The 15769-nt window shown below is 61.6% G+C and carries 13 protein-coding genes; 9 read left to right on the top strand and 4 right to left on the bottom strand.

Annotated features, from left to right (window positions below):
• Nucleotides 1-6 precede the first annotated feature (6 nt).
• From glcF to hisG, 7 genes are all read left to right on the top strand, one after another.
• The gene (glcF, locus tag AACL53_RS16305; protein ID WP_339085587.1) at nucleotides 7-1371 is read left to right on the top strand and encodes a glycolate oxidase subunit GlcF; all 1365 of its coding nucleotides are present in this window, start codon (nucleotides 7-9) and stop codon (nucleotides 1369-1371) included.
• Nucleotides 1368-2414: a nicotinate-nucleotide--dimethylbenzimidazole phosphoribosyltransferase gene (cobT, locus tag AACL53_RS16300; RefSeq protein ID WP_339085586.1), complete on the top strand. Its 1047-nt coding sequence runs from the start codon at nucleotides 1368-1370 to the stop codon at nucleotides 2412-2414. Before glcF ends, cobT begins: the two co-directional genes overlap by 4 nt.
• On the top strand, nucleotides 2411-3178 hold the full coding sequence (gene cobS / locus AACL53_RS16295) for an adenosylcobinamide-GDP ribazoletransferase (protein WP_339085585.1): 768 nt from the start codon (nucleotides 2411-2413) through the stop codon (nucleotides 3176-3178). The genes cobT and cobS overlap by 4 nt, the downstream gene beginning before the upstream one ends.
• Nucleotides 3179-3219: 41 nt before the next feature.
• Nucleotides 3220-4389, top strand: coding sequence for a GNAT family N-acetyltransferase (locus AACL53_RS16290; protein ID WP_339085584.1), 1170 nt, complete (start codon nucleotides 3220-3222; stop codon nucleotides 4387-4389).
• Nucleotides 4390-4536: 147 nt separating this feature from the next.
• Complete coding sequence (hisS, locus tag AACL53_RS16285) at nucleotides 4537-6108, top strand: histidine--tRNA ligase (RefSeq protein WP_339085583.1); 1572 nt, start codon at nucleotides 4537-4539, stop codon at nucleotides 6106-6108.
• Between the two features lie 3 nt (nucleotides 6109-6111).
• A complete protein-coding gene (locus AACL53_RS16280; RefSeq protein ID WP_339085582.1) occupies nucleotides 6112-7290 on the top strand; it encodes an ATP phosphoribosyltransferase regulatory subunit in 1179 nt (392 codons plus the stop codon).
• A complete protein-coding gene (hisG, locus tag AACL53_RS16275) occupies nucleotides 7287-8012 on the top strand; it encodes an ATP phosphoribosyltransferase (protein WP_339085581.1) in 726 nt (241 codons plus the stop codon). Before AACL53_RS16280 ends, hisG begins: the two co-directional genes overlap by 4 nt.
• On the opposite strand, the gene recQ is transcribed toward hisG, so the two are convergent.
• The 4 genes from recQ to AACL53_RS16255 form a co-directional block, all read right to left on the bottom strand.
• Entirely contained in the window at nucleotides 8013-10142 is a 2130-nt protein-coding gene (recQ, locus tag AACL53_RS16270) for a DNA helicase RecQ (RefSeq protein WP_339085580.1), read from the bottom strand.
• A 409-nt stretch (nucleotides 10143-10551) separates the two neighbouring features.
• Nucleotides 10552-11919: a TIGR03808 family TAT-translocated repetitive protein gene (locus tag AACL53_RS16265; protein ID WP_339085579.1), complete on the bottom strand. Its 1368-nt coding sequence runs from the start codon at nucleotides 11917-11919 to the stop codon at nucleotides 10552-10554.
• A gap of 82 nt (nucleotides 11920-12001) precedes the next feature.
• Nucleotides 12002-12634 carry a pyroglutamyl-peptidase I gene (locus AACL53_RS16260; RefSeq protein WP_339085578.1) on the bottom strand — a complete coding sequence of 211 codons (633 nt, stop codon included), beginning with the start codon at nucleotides 12632-12634 and terminating at the stop codon, nucleotides 12002-12004.
• Nucleotides 12635-12702: 68 nt separating this feature from the next.
• The gene (locus AACL53_RS16255; RefSeq protein ID WP_339085577.1) at nucleotides 12703-13119 is read right to left on the bottom strand and encodes a DUF983 domain-containing protein; all 417 of its coding nucleotides are present in this window, start codon (nucleotides 13117-13119) and stop codon (nucleotides 12703-12705) included.
• 232 nt (nucleotides 13120-13351) lie between these two features.
• Here AACL53_RS16255 and AACL53_RS16250 point away from each other — a divergent pair, with 232 nt between their 5' ends.
• On the top strand, nucleotides 13352-14740 hold the full coding sequence (locus AACL53_RS16250) for a PLP-dependent aminotransferase family protein (RefSeq protein WP_339085576.1): 1389 nt from the start codon (nucleotides 13352-13354) through the stop codon (nucleotides 14738-14740).
• 258 nt (nucleotides 14741-14998) lie between these two features.
• Nucleotides 14999-15751 (top strand): molybdate ABC transporter substrate-binding protein, encoded by a 753-nt coding sequence (gene modA / locus AACL53_RS16245; RefSeq protein WP_339086967.1) that lies wholly within the window; start codon nucleotides 14999-15001, stop codon nucleotides 15749-15751.
• Nucleotides 15752-15769 lie beyond the last annotated feature (18 nt).

Here is a 15769-nt window from a genome sequence, read left to right as displayed (position 1 = left end):
GGCGCAATGCAAACCAATTTTTCGAAATCGCAGCTCGACGATCCGGAGGTCAGGGAAGCCGAGCGCATCCTTCGACGCTGCGTACACTGCGGGTTCTGCACCGCGACGTGCCCGACATACGTCGTTCTCGGCGATGAGCGCGATAGTCCGCGCGGACGGATCTACGCCATAAAGGACATGCTCGAGAAAGGGCTCGATGCGAAGCCCGAGGTCTCGGTTCACATCGACCGTTGCCTGTCGTGCTTCTCATGCATGACGACCTGCCCCTCCGGCGTCGACTATATGCATCTCGTCGAGATCGCGCGGAAGCACATCGAAAAAACGGGAAGCCGCAGTCTGAAGGATCGGCTGATCCGGCGCGCCTTGGCGGAAATCGTGCCTTATCCGCGCCGCTTCCGGTGGGCGATGAAGGCCGCACCGCTCGGTCGGCGGATGGCTGGCGCATTCAAAGCACTCAATCTTCCCGAGCTTGCCGCGATGGTCGATCTGGCGCCCCCCGAGGCGCCTCGCGCGGGCCGCTTCCGCGGACCGGGCCGAGCTTCACCGACGGGCGTTCGAACTGGCCGGGTTATCATGCTTGCGGGCTGTGCCCAGCAAGTGCTGCGGCCCGAGATCAACGACGCGACGATCCGGCTTTTCGCGCGCGGCGGCATCGATGTGATCGTGTCGTCCGGCGCCGCCTGCTGCGGAGCCTTGAGCCAGCACATCGGCCGCGAGGAAGAAGCGATCAAAGCCGCCAAGATCAACGTCGATGCCTGGAGCAAGGAAATCGCCAAGGGCGGCGTCGATGCGATCATCATCAATACGTCCGGTTGCGGCACGACGGTGAAGGACTACGGCCATCTTCTGAAACACGAGACCGAGTACGCCAAGCGCGCCAAGGACATCGCGGCGATGACGAAGGATGTCAGCGAGTTCCTCGACCAGTACGACATCGGCGCGCCGAAACGCTGGTCGAGCCTCAAGGTCGCCTATCATTCGGCGTGCTCGCTGCAGCATGGCCAGCGCGTCACGAGTCAGCCGAAGTCGTTGCTGAAGAAAGCCGGCTTCACCGTCATGGATGTGCCGGAAGCCCACCTCTGCTGCGGTTCGGCGGGCGTCTATAATATTCTTCAGCCCGAAATCTCGGGCGCGCTGCGCGATCGCAAGGCCGCAAACATCAAATCATTGCGGCCGGATATCGTGGCGGCTGGCAACATCGGCTGTATCAATCAGCTCCAGCGGGCGCTCGATGTGCCGGTCGTCCATACGGTCGAGTTGCTCGATTGGGCGCATGGTGGTCCAATTCCTCCGGGTCTCGAAAACTACGCTCAATATTCGACAAACGTGCCGCAACCGAAACACAGCGTTGAGGACTACATAGGCGCATGACAGTTCAATCCGGCGTCAAACAATCCCAGACTTTGCTCGCTGACGAACTTCGCGCCCGCCTTCGCGGCAAGGCAAAGCCGGTCGGCTCGCTTGGGCGGCTCGAGGATCTCGCGGTTCAGATCGGCTTGATCGCAGGCTCGACGAACCCCGATCTCGGCCTCGCGAAAATTCTCGTCTTCGCGGGCGATCACGGCATCACCGCCGAAGGCGTCACGGCCTACCCGTCCGTCGTAACGCGCGAGATCGCCAAATTCGTTTTGGCAGGCACCGCGGGCGTTAACGTGCTGGCGCGCGCCGCAGGTGTCGGCGTTGAACTCGTCGACGCCGGAATGCTCGAGCCGTTGCCGCCGCACGATCTCCTTCTCGACCGCCGCATAGCGAACGGCACGAGGAACGCCCGGCGCGAGCCCGCCATGTCGATCGAGGAATGCGCCGCTGCGCTCGAAGCCGGCCGGGCCATCGATGCGCACCTGGGCGCTGAAAACGTCGGTATCGTCGGCTATGGCGAAATCGGCATCGGCAACACGAGCGCTGCCGCCTTGGTCGCTCATGCGTTGACGGGCCTCGATCTCAAATCGCTCGTCGGTCCGGGAGCGGGCGCGCCGGCCCTCGGCCTCGAACATAAATATCAGATCCTCAGCGATACGATTTCCCGCGCCGCGATTGCGCCGTCGACCTCGGCGGAGCGCACGTTCGAAGTGCTTCGCCAGTTCGGCGGTTTCGAGATCGTGATGATGGCGGGCGCGATGACGGCCGCGGCCGCCGCGGGACGTGTGATCGTCGTCGATGGCTTCATTTCAACCGCCGGAGCTATCGCCGCGGAAGCGCTCGTTCCGGGAACCATCGATAACTGCGTTTTCGCACATTGCTCGGCCGAACCGGGACACGCGGCTTTGCTGCAGCATCTGAGCGTCAAGCCGCTGCTCGAATTGGAAATGCGGTTGGGTGAAGGCACCGGTGCCGCGCTCGCGATGCCCATCATTCGAGCGGCCGAACTCATGCTCCGCGAAATGGCGGACCTGCCGGGCGAACATCCCGAATGATCTCGCTTGAATGGATGCGCTTCTTCGTTGCGTTGCAATTCCTGACGCGCATTCCACTGAAGCACATCGATCCCTTGCCGGGCGATTGGCTTGTGCGCGCCGCGAAATATTTGCCGCTCGTCGGCGGTCTCGTCGGGATCTTCACGGGCGGTGTCATTTTGCTGACGTCGTTCGTCTTCCCCGAGCCGCTACCGGTCATATTGGGCTTAGCGTTCGCTATTCTGCTGACCGGCGGGCTGCACGAGGATGGGTTGGCCGACACCGCCGACGCATTCGGCGGCGGATACACCCGCGAACGCTGCCTTGAAATCATGAAAGATAGCCGCATCGGCACATACGGCCTTCTCGCCCTGGTCGTCACTCTGGCGCTCAAGGCGACGGCGCTCGCTGAGGTCGATCCGCTCTCTGCCGCGAAGGTCGTCATCGCCGGGTTCGCGGGCGCGCGCGCGGCCGCGGTACTGGCGCTGGCAAATCTGTCCTATGCAGGCGGCGAAGCGGCAAAGGTCAGCCGAACGACGTCGGAAATGACCGGAAACGAGATCGCGGTGACGGTCATAACCGCCTTGGTCTTCGGTTTTCTTTTTATGAGCCCCGTCGCCTTCTTGGCGTCGACCCTGTTCGCCGGCGTAGCGGCAGCCATCGTCGCGTTGATTGCCCATCAGAAAATCGGGGGCTACACGGGCGACGTCCTGGGCGCGGTCGAACAGATTTATGAAACGGCGTTCTTTATAATCGCCGTGGCCATAATCGCCGGTCCAGGATAATATTCCCGAAAACAAGAAGCTCGCCGCAGAGTGTATTGCGTATGGCGACGGTGGAAACAGGGGGCGGCGCGATATTGCGCGCCGGGGGCGGTTGGTCGCGAGTGCTCAACTCGCGTGGTGGCCGTTTCATTACCGAAATCTTCGAAGGCGCCGACGAAGCGCTCGCGGCATTCGAAGCCGTTGAACCCGGCCTCGTCTCCAACGGTTTTCAAACGCTCGATTGGTTGACGGTCCTCTACGAGGAACTGGCGCCCGCGCGCAAAGCAATGCCGCGTCTCGTGGTCGTGACCGAACAGGCCAGCGGCGACGTCGCGCTCCTTCTGCCCCTCGTTGTCGCGAAAGAAGGAATGCTCCGCATCGCGAGCTTCGCCGACCTCGGCGTATCCGATTACGGCGGCCCGATTTTGGGACCGGTACGCCTCACGGATCGAAGAGCCATCCGCTGCGTCTGGCGTTCGGTGCGGAGCGCCATGCACGATATCGATCTTATCCGCTTCGAACGCATGCCAGCCGAAATCGGCGGCCGCCCGAATCCGCTCATCACGCGTTTAGGCGTTTCGCCCGCGTTGAGATCCGGAACCGAGCTATTCCTGACGGACGCTCCGGATGCGTTCCCGCGCGGCATCGGCAAGAAATACCGGAAGGAAGTCGAACGCTGCCATCGCCTCTGGCAGAAAGAACCAACGCCGCGCTTTTATCGGGCGACGACAGCGGAGGAAATCGCCCATGTCTACCTGGCGCTCGAAGAACAGCGGGCGCGCCGGTTCGCGGCACTCCACGGCAAAAACATCCTCGACGAACCGGCTTACGGCTCCTTTTACGAACGGTTAGCGATCGACGGCTCCGATGCAGGCTTGAGCACCCTCTTTGCGCTCGAAGCAAACGGCGAGATTGTCGCCACGCTTTTCGGCATCGTCCACGACGGCGCCTTCACGCGCCTCGCCATTTCAACGGGCGGCGAAGAGTGGAGCCACCTCTCGCCGGGCCGGCTCGTCGTGATCGAAGCCATGAAATATTTCGCCGCCCGGGGCGTGCGCCGGTTCGACATGGGCATCGGTGAGCATCCCCTCGCGCGCGGCTTCGGCGCGAAGCCCGTGCCGCTCTACGATCTGGTCGTTCCGATGGACGGGATTGCCCTCCCGAGGGCCCTGTTGCACGCCCTCAAAGGACACTTCCGGGGCAAACGGGCTCGCGGGCCGCAGCCCGTATAGACCAAGTGGCTGAGCTACGTTGATTTTAGGGATTTTAGGGCGACTTTCCTGATGCCGGTCCATCCGATATAAGGCGGGCTCGCGCGCCGGACGCCTGTAAGGTGTCACGGCAACTTTTTTATTTGCGGTCTGGTCCCCAACATCCTCATGTCCAAAGTGAATACAAGCACGCGCCCTGAAGCGCGCCTCGCCAAAGGCTTCCGCGATATCGAGGCGGCGGAGCTCCGGGGCCTCAACGACATGATCGGGAAGATCCGCGAGGTCTACGAGCGCTATGGCTTCGAAGCGCTTGAGACGCCCGCGATCGAGTACACCGACGCGCTCGGTAAATTCCTCCCCGACCAGGACCGCCCCAACGCCGGCGTCTTCTCGTTCCAGGACGAGGACGAGCAGTGGATGAGCCTGCGCTACGATCTGACAGCGCCGCTCGCCCGCTACGTCGCGCAGAATTTTCAAGGCTTGCCGAAACCGTTCCGCCGCTATGCGTTCGGGAATGTCTATCGCAACGAGAAGCCGGGTCCGGGCCGCTTCCGCCAATTCATGCAGTTCGACGCCGATACGGTCGGAGCGGAAGGCGTGGCGGCGGATGCCGAGATGTGCATGCTCGCCGCCGACACGCTCGAAGCGCTGGGCGTGAAACGCGGCGACTACGTGATCAAGGTCAATAATCGAAAAGTGCTCGATGGGGTGCTGGAACTGGCTGGGGTCGACTTATCTGATCAATCGCAGAGCGGCAAACGCCTTACGGTGCTCCGCGCCATGGACAAGTTCGACAAGTTCGGCTTGGAGGGGGTGGTGCAGCTTCTTGGCAAAGGCCGAAAGGACGAAAGCGGCGACTTTACTAAGGGCGCTGAACTCAGCGACGTGCAGATGCAGCCAATTTTGAACCTACTCTCACTCGACGACTTGCTGTCGTCGGTGACGCGGCCGAACTCTTTGATCCGCATGCAGCACGAGGATGGATCAACGACTCCGTGGCCGGCAGGCAAGCTCCCTTCCAAGTTTGATATGCTTGAACCGGCGTGTCGCGATAGCAAAATTGCGTCAGAAGGTCTGGCAGAACTTCGTCAATTAATCGATTTATGCACTGGGGCCGACTATGGATCAGACCGTATCAAATTTGATCCCTCTGTCGTCCGCGGCCTCGAGTACTACACCGGCCCCGTATTCGAAGCCGAGCTGACGTTCGAGGTCAAAGACGATGACGGCAAGCCCGTGCGCTTCGGCTCGGTCGGTGGTGGTGGCCGCTATGACGATCTAGTCGCGCGCTTCACCGGCGAAAAAGTGCCCGCAACGGGCTTCTCCATCGGCGTCTCGCGCCTGCAGGCGGCGCTGTCACTGATCGGCGACAAAAAAGCCAAAGCTCTCGGCCCCGTCGTCGTCCTCGTCATGGACAAGGGCGAGATCGCGACCTACCAGAAAATGACGCAAGCGCTCCGCAATGCCGGCATCCGCGCCGAAATGTACCTCGGCTCGTCCGGCATGAAGGCGCAGATGAAATACGCCGACAAGCGCAACAGCCCGTGTGTCATCATCCAAGGCTCCGACGAGCGCGCCAAAGGCGAGGTGACGATCAAGGACCTGATCGAAGGCGCGAAAGCCGCCGCCGCGATCAAGGACAACAAAGAGTGGAAGGAGGCGCGTCCGGCGCAGTTCTCCGTCTCCGAGGCAAACCTCATCCAGGAAGTCCACAAGCTCATCAAGCGGCATGAGGCCTAGATCATGACCGTCGAGACGACGCGGAACCTCGAGGCGCTGGCAGCGCAAGCGCAGACGTTGATGTCGGTTTTCACCAAAGCCGGCTACGAGGCCGTTGCGCCCTCCATCATTCAGCCGGCTGACGTGTTCCTCGACGTCATCGGCGAAGGCCTGCGCGCGCGGACGTATGTCTTCACCGACCAGGACGGCGCCGAGCTATGCCTCCGGCCGGACATCACGGTGCCGACGTGCCGCCTCCACTTGGAACGCCACGCCGATCCGGTGACGCCGGCGCGCTATTGCTATAACGGCCCCGCATTCCGCTTTCAGCCGCAAGGCGCGACGGCTTCGCATCCGCGCGAATTTCGCCAGGCCGGCATCGAGCGTTTCGGCGACAAGTCGCGCGAAGCAGCCGAAGCGGAAACGGTCGCCATCGTCCTCAAGGCAATCGAAAAAGTCGGCCTCAGGGACTGGACGCTGAAGCTCGGCGACCTCGGATTGTTCTCGAGTGTTCTCGACGCGGCCGACGTCTCCCCGAATTGGAAAAAGCGGCTCGACGATGCGTTCCTGAAGCCGCTCTCGTTTCGCAAAGCCCTGAAAGACTTCGCGTCGTCTGCGCGCGTCGCGTCTCCTGGCGTTCCGGAAGAACTGCTTTCCGCCATGCGGCGCGACGAATGGGAAAAGAGCGAAGCCGCAGTCGCCGTCTACCTGGAAGAAAATGCGATCGAGCTGCTCGGCACGCGCTCGCTGGCTGACATCACGGAACACCTCATGGTCATCGCCGAGGATCGCAAGGAAAAGCCTCTCGACGCGAGCGCCATCGAGCTGATCGAACGCTATGTCGGCGTCACGGGTCCGGCGACGACGGCCGGCGAAAAGATTGCAGCTCTCCTCGAAGGGGCGGCCAATGGTGCGGGCGCCGCTTTGGAAACGTACGACCGGCGTCTGGCCCTCCTCGCCAACGCGGGCATCGATCTCGAGCGCGTGACATTCTCGGCCGAATTCGGCAGGACGCTCGCCTATTACTCGGGGTTGGTTTTCGAAGTGAATTCATCGTGCCTTGACGCGAAGAGCCCGATCGCCAACGGTGGCCGGTACGACGGGCTGATGCGCGCCGCTGGAGCGCAAGGCGAAGTTCCGGCCGTCGGCGCAGCCATCCATTCCGAGCGTCTGCTCGCAGCGACCGTCAAGGGGGCGCAATGAGCAAGCTCACACTCGCGATACCCTCGAAGGGCCGCTTGATGGAGCAGACGACCGATATGTTTGCGCGCGCCGGATTGGTCGTGCGCAAAGTCGGTCACGTGCGGGGCTATCGCGGCGAGATCGACGGCCTTCCGGAGATCGACGTCGCCTACGTTTCGTCGGGCGAGATCGCAGCAGCCCTGAAGGCCGGAAGCGTGCACCTCGGCATCACCGGCGAAGATCTGATCCGCGAGAACATTTCTGACGCAGCGACCCGCATACGGTTCTTGCAGGCACTCGGTTTCGGCTTCGCCGACGTGATCGTGGCGGTGCCGGCGTGTTGGGTTGACGTTGCGACGGTGCACGACCTCGAGGCCATTGCGCTGCCGTTCCGCCGCTTGCATGGACGGTGGCCGCGCGTTGCCACGAAGTACGTGAACCTGACAAGGCGGTTTTTCGGATCCAAAGGCTTCGGCGACTATCGCATCATCGAGAGCGCGGGCGCGACCGAAGGCGCACCGGCGGCGGGCATGGCCGAGCTGATCGTCGACATCACGACGACAGGCGAAACGCTGCGCGCCAACGGCCTCAAAATCCTCGACGACGGTGTCATTCTGAAATCGCAGGCGAACCTGTGCGCCTCGAACGCCGCCGCTTGGACGCCGGAATTCGAGAAGATCTGCGCCGAGCTCGCGGCGAAACTATCGGCATCCGTTCCGGCGAAAGCAACGTCGCGCGTTTAGCTATACGCTATCGGCGAGATGACACTTCAGGATGCCGTAATCGTAGCGTCCGCCAAGCGCCGAGAATGCTGGGCCGAGCTTTCCCGTCTCGCGGGTCTGGCATCGCTCGAACGCCTCTTCAATTTCGTCGTAATCCGCAGCATCGAGCTTCAACGCGTCCTCAGCCGTGATCAGTCCGGCTTCGATCGCCTCGGCGAGGTGCCCATAGACGGTCGATATTTCGAGGCTTCTCTCCGCGGCGATCGCCTCGGCATCGAGACCACGTAAGTGCGCTGCGAGCGTGGCATTCACGGTCGCAGACAGCCGGTTGTTGAGCGCCGGATGCTTCTTGAATTGCCCGATGACGTCGAGGAATGCCACGCCGTAGCGCGCGATCTTGCTGGCGCCGAGGCCGAGAATGTCGTGCAGCGCGCTTTCCGTCGTCGGCTGCTTTTCAGCAAGCTCGATCAGCGTTTTGTCCTGAGCGACAACGTAGGGAGGAAGCTTCGCCGAGGCCGCGAGCTTCTGCCGGAGCGCCCGAAGCGCGTCGAACAGCGGCTGGTTCTCGCGCGCCACCCGCGATGCCGCCGAGGACGCCGTGCGCTTCGAGCCCTTCGAAACCTGCCGCGTCACGCGCAAAAGGAAGCGCTCTTCGCCGCGGAGCAGCGGCCGCGCCCGCTCCGTCAAAACGAGAGAGCCCATGCCCTCGTCATCGATGCTGAGATACCCTTGCGCGGTGAGCTGGCGGAAAAGCCCCTTCCACGTCGCCTGCGGAACGTCTTTGCCGATGCCGTAGACGGTGAGCCTGTCATGACCGTTGCGGATGATCCGTTCGTCGGCGCTGCCGCCCAAGACGTCAGCGAGATACGTCACGCCGAAGCGCTGGCCCGTGCGATAGACGGCCGAGAGCGCCTTCTGCGCGAGGACCGAGCCGTCTTCCGTATGTGGCGGGTTGAGGCAGTTATCGCAGTTGCCGCAAGGCTCGGGCCGCGTTTCGCCGAAATACGCGAGCAGAGCCTGCCGCCGGCAACCGGGCATCTCGGCAAGCCCGATCAACGCATCGAGCTTTTGACGCTGAACTTTCTTGAACGCCTCCGCGCCGTCAGATTGCGAAATCCATTGCCGGAGCTGCACGATGTCCTGAAAGCCGTAAGCCATCCAGGCGTTGGCGGGTTCGCCATCGCGCCCCGCGCGGCCCGTCTCCTGATAGTAGGACTCGATCGACTTCGGCAGATTGAGATGCGCGACGAAGCGCACATCCGGCTTGTCGATGCCCATGCCGAAGGCAATCGTCGCGACGATAATAAGTCCGTCATCGGACAGAAATTTCGTCTGTGCCGCCGCGCGGATATGAGCGTCGAGGCCTGCGTGATAGGCGAGCGCTTTACGCCCCTTCGAAGATAGCCAAGCAGCTGTTTCCTCGACCGACTTGCGCGAAAGACAATAGACGATCCCCGCGTCCGTTGGATGTTCGGTTTCGATGAACTGCCAGAGCTTCTCTTTCGCGCTCAAGCTGCCGAGTTCCGCGATGGTGTAGCGGATGTTCGGCCGGTCGAAGCTCGCAATGAAGCAAGCCGCATTTTCAAGCGACAGCTCCGAAATGATATCCTGGCGCGTGCGTTCATCCGCCGTGGCCGTCAGCGCGACGCGCGGCACGTTCGGGAACCGTTTCGCGAGGACCTTGAGCTGGCGATACTCCGGCCGGAAATCATGTCCCCATTGCGAGACGCAGTGCGCCTCGTCGATCGCGAAAATTGCAATATCGCTGCGCTCGAAGAGATTGAGCGTGCGCTCCTGCACGAGGCGTTCCGGCGCGACGTACAGAAGATCGAGCGCGCCGGCTGCGAACTGACGCTCGATTTTGTCCTGCGTCGCCCGATCCTGCGTCGAGTTGAGAAAGGCCGCTTTGACGCCGAGGTCGAGCAGCGCATCGACCTGATCCTGCATCAACGCGATAAGCGGCGAGACGACGATGCCGGTGCCGCGGCGAATGAGAGCCGGGATCTGATAGCAGAGCGATTTACCGCCGCCGGTCGGCATCAGCGCCAGGCAGTCGCGGCCGGAAAGCAGCGTGGCGATAATGTCGCTCTGAAGCGACCGAAAGCCCTTGTATCCGAACACCTCTTCGAGCGTCGCGCGCGCCGTCGCCATGTCGTTATCTGCAACTGGCGAAAAGGGCAGGGAAAGCGGCTCGGCAGTGGCCGGCATCGGGAAAACCTGTGCTCAGAACGTCGATGCCGGGACGCTAGCCTGATTCGACCGTGGCTTTTGCAGCTTCCGCCGCTGCAACACGAAAAACCCGTTGATTCAATTGGGAGGTTTCAAACAACTGAACGTTGCGACTTTTTAATCCCACGTTCAGAATGAGTTCATCTTTGTTGGTCTAGTGTGTCCTCAAGCTGGTGATGACACTTCCCCCCGTGCAACACCAGAACCTGCTGAGCCCGGCCAAGCCCCAAGACATCCCCCCGTCTTCCCCTTGGCCGGGCCAGCCCTAAGTAGAAATCCAGTCAAAAATCGTTCGGAACTCCGCTGCGCGCTTTTCCGCCGCCTGTCGCCATTACACGGCGATGTTGCCCGCGAGCTGCACGCGATTGCTGGCGCCCTGCCGATCGATGAGATCCGGCCCCGTCATCTTGCCGAATTCCATTTCGCGGATGGCGCCGTCCTGGGCGTTGGAAATCAGATTGTTCGCGATGAGGCATTTCCCGGCGTCGCCCGCGCCGGTGACCGATATGCCGACGCGCGCATGTCGAATGACGTTTCCGGTCGCCGCGACGTCGCGCATGAACGAGCCCCAGCCGATCTGAATGCCGACGGTCGGAGCATTCTCGATGGTATTGCCCGAGACCACAGCATCGGCCTCGACACCGATGCCCTCGCCGCGCTTGTCTTGCGGTTCCTGTTCGCGCCGGAAGAGGTTCCGAATGAGATTGCCTTGAATGACCGCAAGGCGGCCGCCCTCGTTGAAGTTCGTCACCGAAATGCCCGTCGCGGCGGTATCGACGACGTTGTTGGCAATGATGGCGCCCTGGAACCCGAATTCGGCGTAGAGCGCGACCTCGCCGAGCCGCTCGCAACTGTTGGCGATGATCTGGATATTCGAGGCGGAATTGCCTCGGACGGCCGTGTACGCGCAATCCGAAATGCGGTTGCCGCTGACAAGCACGCTGCCGGCGCGAAATACGTTGATGCCGTTCCCGTATTCGCCCGTGCCGCCGGAAGCGCTGCGAATTTTCGAGATGCGATTGCCGGAGACGATGGAGCCGTCTTCGCCCGGAGCGGACCGCCAGACGAGAATGCCGTTATTCCCGCAGTCCGAGATCGTGTTGCCTTTGATGTCGAGCCCAAGAGCGTCGAGGCTCTTCAACCCAGCGTCGAGGGCGCCCGTTATCGTGACGTCGTTGATATGTCCGCTGCACGCGAAGAGCGAAAGCCCGTTGCCGGCACTGTTGCGGATTTCGAGTTCGCTCAGCCGGAGTTCCTTCGAACGCGAGATCGTGACCGCGCCATCCGCGCGCGTTCTGTCGAACGTTTTATACGCGCAGTCGAAGACGATGCCCTTGATAGCGAGACCGTCTGCGTTGTCCGCCGTCACGAAGGCGTCGCCGCCGCCGTAGGCGAGGATCGTCGCCCGCGCGCTGCCGATGAGCCGCGTTCCCATGCGAAGTTTGAGATCGCTGACGATGAAGGTGCCGGACGGCAGGATAACCGGCGTATCCGTGTTGGCCGCAGCGTCGATGACAGCCTGCAGAGCGGCTGTCTGATCCTGAAAGTCATTGGGTACGAGGCGAGGCGCAACATCGCTCGTGTTAGCAGGTGGCGTGCCGGGAGACGTAACTCGGCGCTTGTCTGCGGCGTGAACGGCTGTCGCCGCCGCACCCAATCCAAGGCCGGCTCCCAAGACGGAACGACGATCGAAGGTCATAGGCGGCTCCCCGTTCCGGCTTTGCCTAGTTTCCCTGCAGCGCAGCTGGTAAAGTAACGAAATGAGCGAGCCGTGAGAGTCGTTAAACCAGGGTTAACGAACTCTCGGCCGAGGCCATATCCAGCGCGATTTTGATGATCTCGAGCGCGGCCGCCGACACGGCCGTCATGTCGAGCGGCGGCTCGGAAAGATCCTGAGGGATATGCACGAATCCGACGAGCAGATCTCCTCGCGCTTCCGCCGCCGCCAGTGAGTGATAGAGGACGGCATTACAGAGATAGCCGCCGGCGTCGTTCGAAATGGAGGAGGGATAGCCCTTGGCGTTTAGCGCCGCAGTTATTGCCGGAGCCGCGATCGACGATCGGCGTACCGCAGGACCATCCTCCGTCAATTGCGCTGAGGCGGGGAGCGTGCCTGCGGCGTCCGGAGCCACTCTGCAAATGTTCGCCGCTTCTGTCTCGAGCCGAATAGTCTTGGCCGTACCGGCGACTCCGAAGTGCAAGGCAAGGAGAGGCCGGTGGCGCTCATGCAGGTTGGCGATGAGCCGTGGCGCTCTATTCCACTCGGTCGGAAGGATTGCGACGGCGAAGCGAAATTCTGGAAGAGCCCTGCGCGCAGTCCGCGCGAGCTTCCGGACGAGTTCGCCCGAAGCATTAGTCGGAACGCCCGGAAAAGGGCCGAACCCGGTCAGCAGTACGGTCGGACGTGAACCCATTTCTCTCGGCATCGGCCTATTATAGGCGGCCGATGCCGACGACCCAACGGGGAGGGAGCGGCGTGATGCTACAAGCTCGCCTGACGTTGACGCAGCTGTTCTCGTTTGTCGAAGACGAGACGGCCTTCCTCAGCCTTATGGAAATATTGGCTATTGATAAGCCAGCCCTTCAACGGCCGCAGCGGCGGAATGCACGTCAGCAGGATGATGGGTAAGCTGGTCAGCAAGTGCATCCAGAATGGAGGCCCGAAGGCGACCTCGAACCAGCAGGCAAAAGCCGCGCTCGGGATGCAACCGAAACAGATCACGAAAAACGCAGGCCCATCCGCCGGATCGGCGAATGAGAAACTCAGTCCGCAAGCCGGGCATTCCTTCTTGAGCGTCAGAAAGCCGTCGAAGATCTTGCCCTTGCCGCATCGGGGGCAGAGGCCGCGTATCCCCGTCTTCAGCGGAGATAGTTTCGGCCACTTATGTTCCCCGCACATGATGTTTCCTTTCATTAATCGATGTCTGGTCATTGTATGGCAATATTGCAGGCAGGAAAAGCATTGTATGCGTCCTGCGCCATAATGGCGATTTTCGCGCTATTATCGTGAAATATCATTGTGTTAAGACTATTAATTCTATGGGCGTGTAGCCGCGGGAAAAATCTCCCTATCCATGCATGGCCATACATGTTATTTAATGTATGGATCATTGAAGGAGAACCCTCCAGCTATGTCATCTTGGGAGCCCTGGTTGGCGGAGGGCGGGCAGCTCAAATACCGCGGCATCGTCGAAGCGATCGAAATCGACCTTAAGTCAGGGCGCATTCAGCCCGGTGACCGGCTGCCGCCGCAGCGAATGATTGCGGAAATCCTCGGTGTCGACCTGACGACCGTCACGCGCGCATTCAACGAGGCGCGGCGCCGGGGCCTCGTCGAGGCAAATGCTGGACGTGGCACCTTCATTCGACGGCGCATCGACGACGGCCGTATGCTGGGCGCCGCCTCTGCGCCCGCCGTCGATCTCAGCATGAATATCCCGCCGCAGCCGGCGGCCGCTAATCTCAAACGCCTCATTCCCGAAACCATCGCCAATCTCCTCTCTGAGGAGGGCGGGATGCTGAACCTTCATTATCAGGAGAGCACGGGCAGCGAGTCCGATCGCGCTGCGGCCGCGGTGTGGCTGAGACAGCGTATTCCCGACCTGAGGCCGGCGTCGATCGTTCTAACCAACGGCGCTCAAAACGCGCTTTTCGCGATCTGTGAATGTCTCGCGTCGCCGGGAGATTCCATTGCTGCTGGCTTTGTGACCTATCCCGGCCTGAAAGCCATCGCGCGGCAACGCGGGTTCGCGCTGAGGCCATTGGAGATGGACGAGCAAGGCATCGATCCGCGGTCGTTCGAAGCATGCTGCGTGACTGCGCCGCCAAAACTTCTCTACGTCATACCCGCGATAGACAATCCGACAACGGCGACGCTGTCGGAAGAGCGGCGGCACGAAATCATCGCGATCGCACGCAGGCACAACGTAACGATCATCGAAGATGATCCCTATTCGTCGCTGCAAAGCGATCCGTTGATGCCGATTGCGGCTTTGGCGCCGGACATCACTTGGCACATCGCGACGTTATCGAAATGCGCAAGTCCTGCTTTGCGCATCGCCTATGTCGTTGCGCCAGGGGCGGCTGCCGCGACGCGGCTTGCTGGCGTCATCAGGGCCGTCAACCTCATGGTGCCGCCGTTGAATGCGGCGCTTGCATCGCGTTGGATCGTGACCGGCATCCTCGATGATGTCGCCCTCGCAATCCGCGAAGAAAACATCGCCCGTCAAAAGCTCGCAATGTCGGCGCTGGGCGGTGCGCACGTTGCTTCGGATAAATGCGCGTCACACATCTGGATGTGCATGCCCCCTCAATGGCGTGCCACCGATTTTGTTGAACATGCGGGCCGCCTGGGGATCTCGGTTGTCCCGGGATCCGCTTTCGCCATCGGCTCCAAGGAGCCCGAAGCTCTGCGCCTGTCGCTCGGCGTCGCCCCCGATCGCGACGCGCTTCTTCATGCTTTGAAGCAGCTTGCCGAACTTCTCTCCCAGCCTCCGGTCGCCGCGAAGGCAATCGTCTAACGACGGCAACGCGAGTTCATCTCCGCGATAACAGTCACGGGCGCGTATGGGCGAGGCCGGAGCGGCTGCGCCGGCCGTCGGATGTCGTCTTCCCGCCAATGTGTCACGCGCGGCCGTCGTCCGGCCTTCAAACAGGCCGTTGCAAACGGTTTCAAGCTAGATATCCTGTCGGCTATATCGCATCCGATAAAGGAACCGATCGCAATGCACGCAGCGGCCAATTTTTCGCGGCTATCTCTCAAGATCGCGCTGGCAGGAATGATGCTGGTCTCGGCGCTTTTCATCGAGGCTCAGGCCCAGAAGACAGACACGACCACAGTCACGATCTTTGCGGCGGCCAGCCTCAAGAACGCCTTGGACGGCGCGGCCGCAGCGTATGAAAAAAGCACGGGCAATAAAGTCGTAATCTCCTACGCCGCGTCGTCCGCGCTCGCGAAGCAGATCGAGCAGGGCGCGCCTGCCGACATCTTCGTTTCGGCAGACCTCGACTGGATGGACTACGTTCAAAAGGCGAAGCTCATCAAGGACGACACGCGTAGCAATCTCTTAGGCAATCGTCTCGTCTTGATCGCGCCGCAGTCGAGCACGGTTTCCCTGAAGATCGGCAAGGATTTCCCGCTCGCCGCAGCGCTCGGCGATAATCATCTTGCTATGGCGAATGTGAAGTCGGTTCCGGCCGGAAAATATGGCTCGGCCGCACTCGAGAAGCTCGGCGTATGGAGCGCCGTTGAATCGAAAGTCGCTCAGGCCGACAACGTGCGTGCAGCGCTCGCTCTGGTCGCGACGGGCGAAGCGCCGCTTGGCATCGTCTACGAGACGGACGCAACCGCCGAACCCAAAGTTAAGATTGTCGACGTGTTCCCCGAAGACACGCACCCGCCGATCATCTATCCCGTTGCCGTTATCGGCGCGACCAAGAATGGCGATGCGGCCAAGGCTTTCCTTGACTATCTGAAGTCTCCCGAGGCGCAGGCATTCTTCACCAAGCAAGGGTTCACGATCGTCAAGTAGCGACGTCGAACCACGAGG

The organism is Hyphomicrobium sp. ghe19 (assembly GCF_902712875.1).
Classification (GTDB): Bacteria; Pseudomonadota; Alphaproteobacteria; order Rhizobiales; family Hyphomicrobiaceae; genus Hyphomicrobium_B.
Note: the sequence above shows the minus strand (reverse complement) of the source record. Positions and strands in the feature narration are given on the sequence as shown.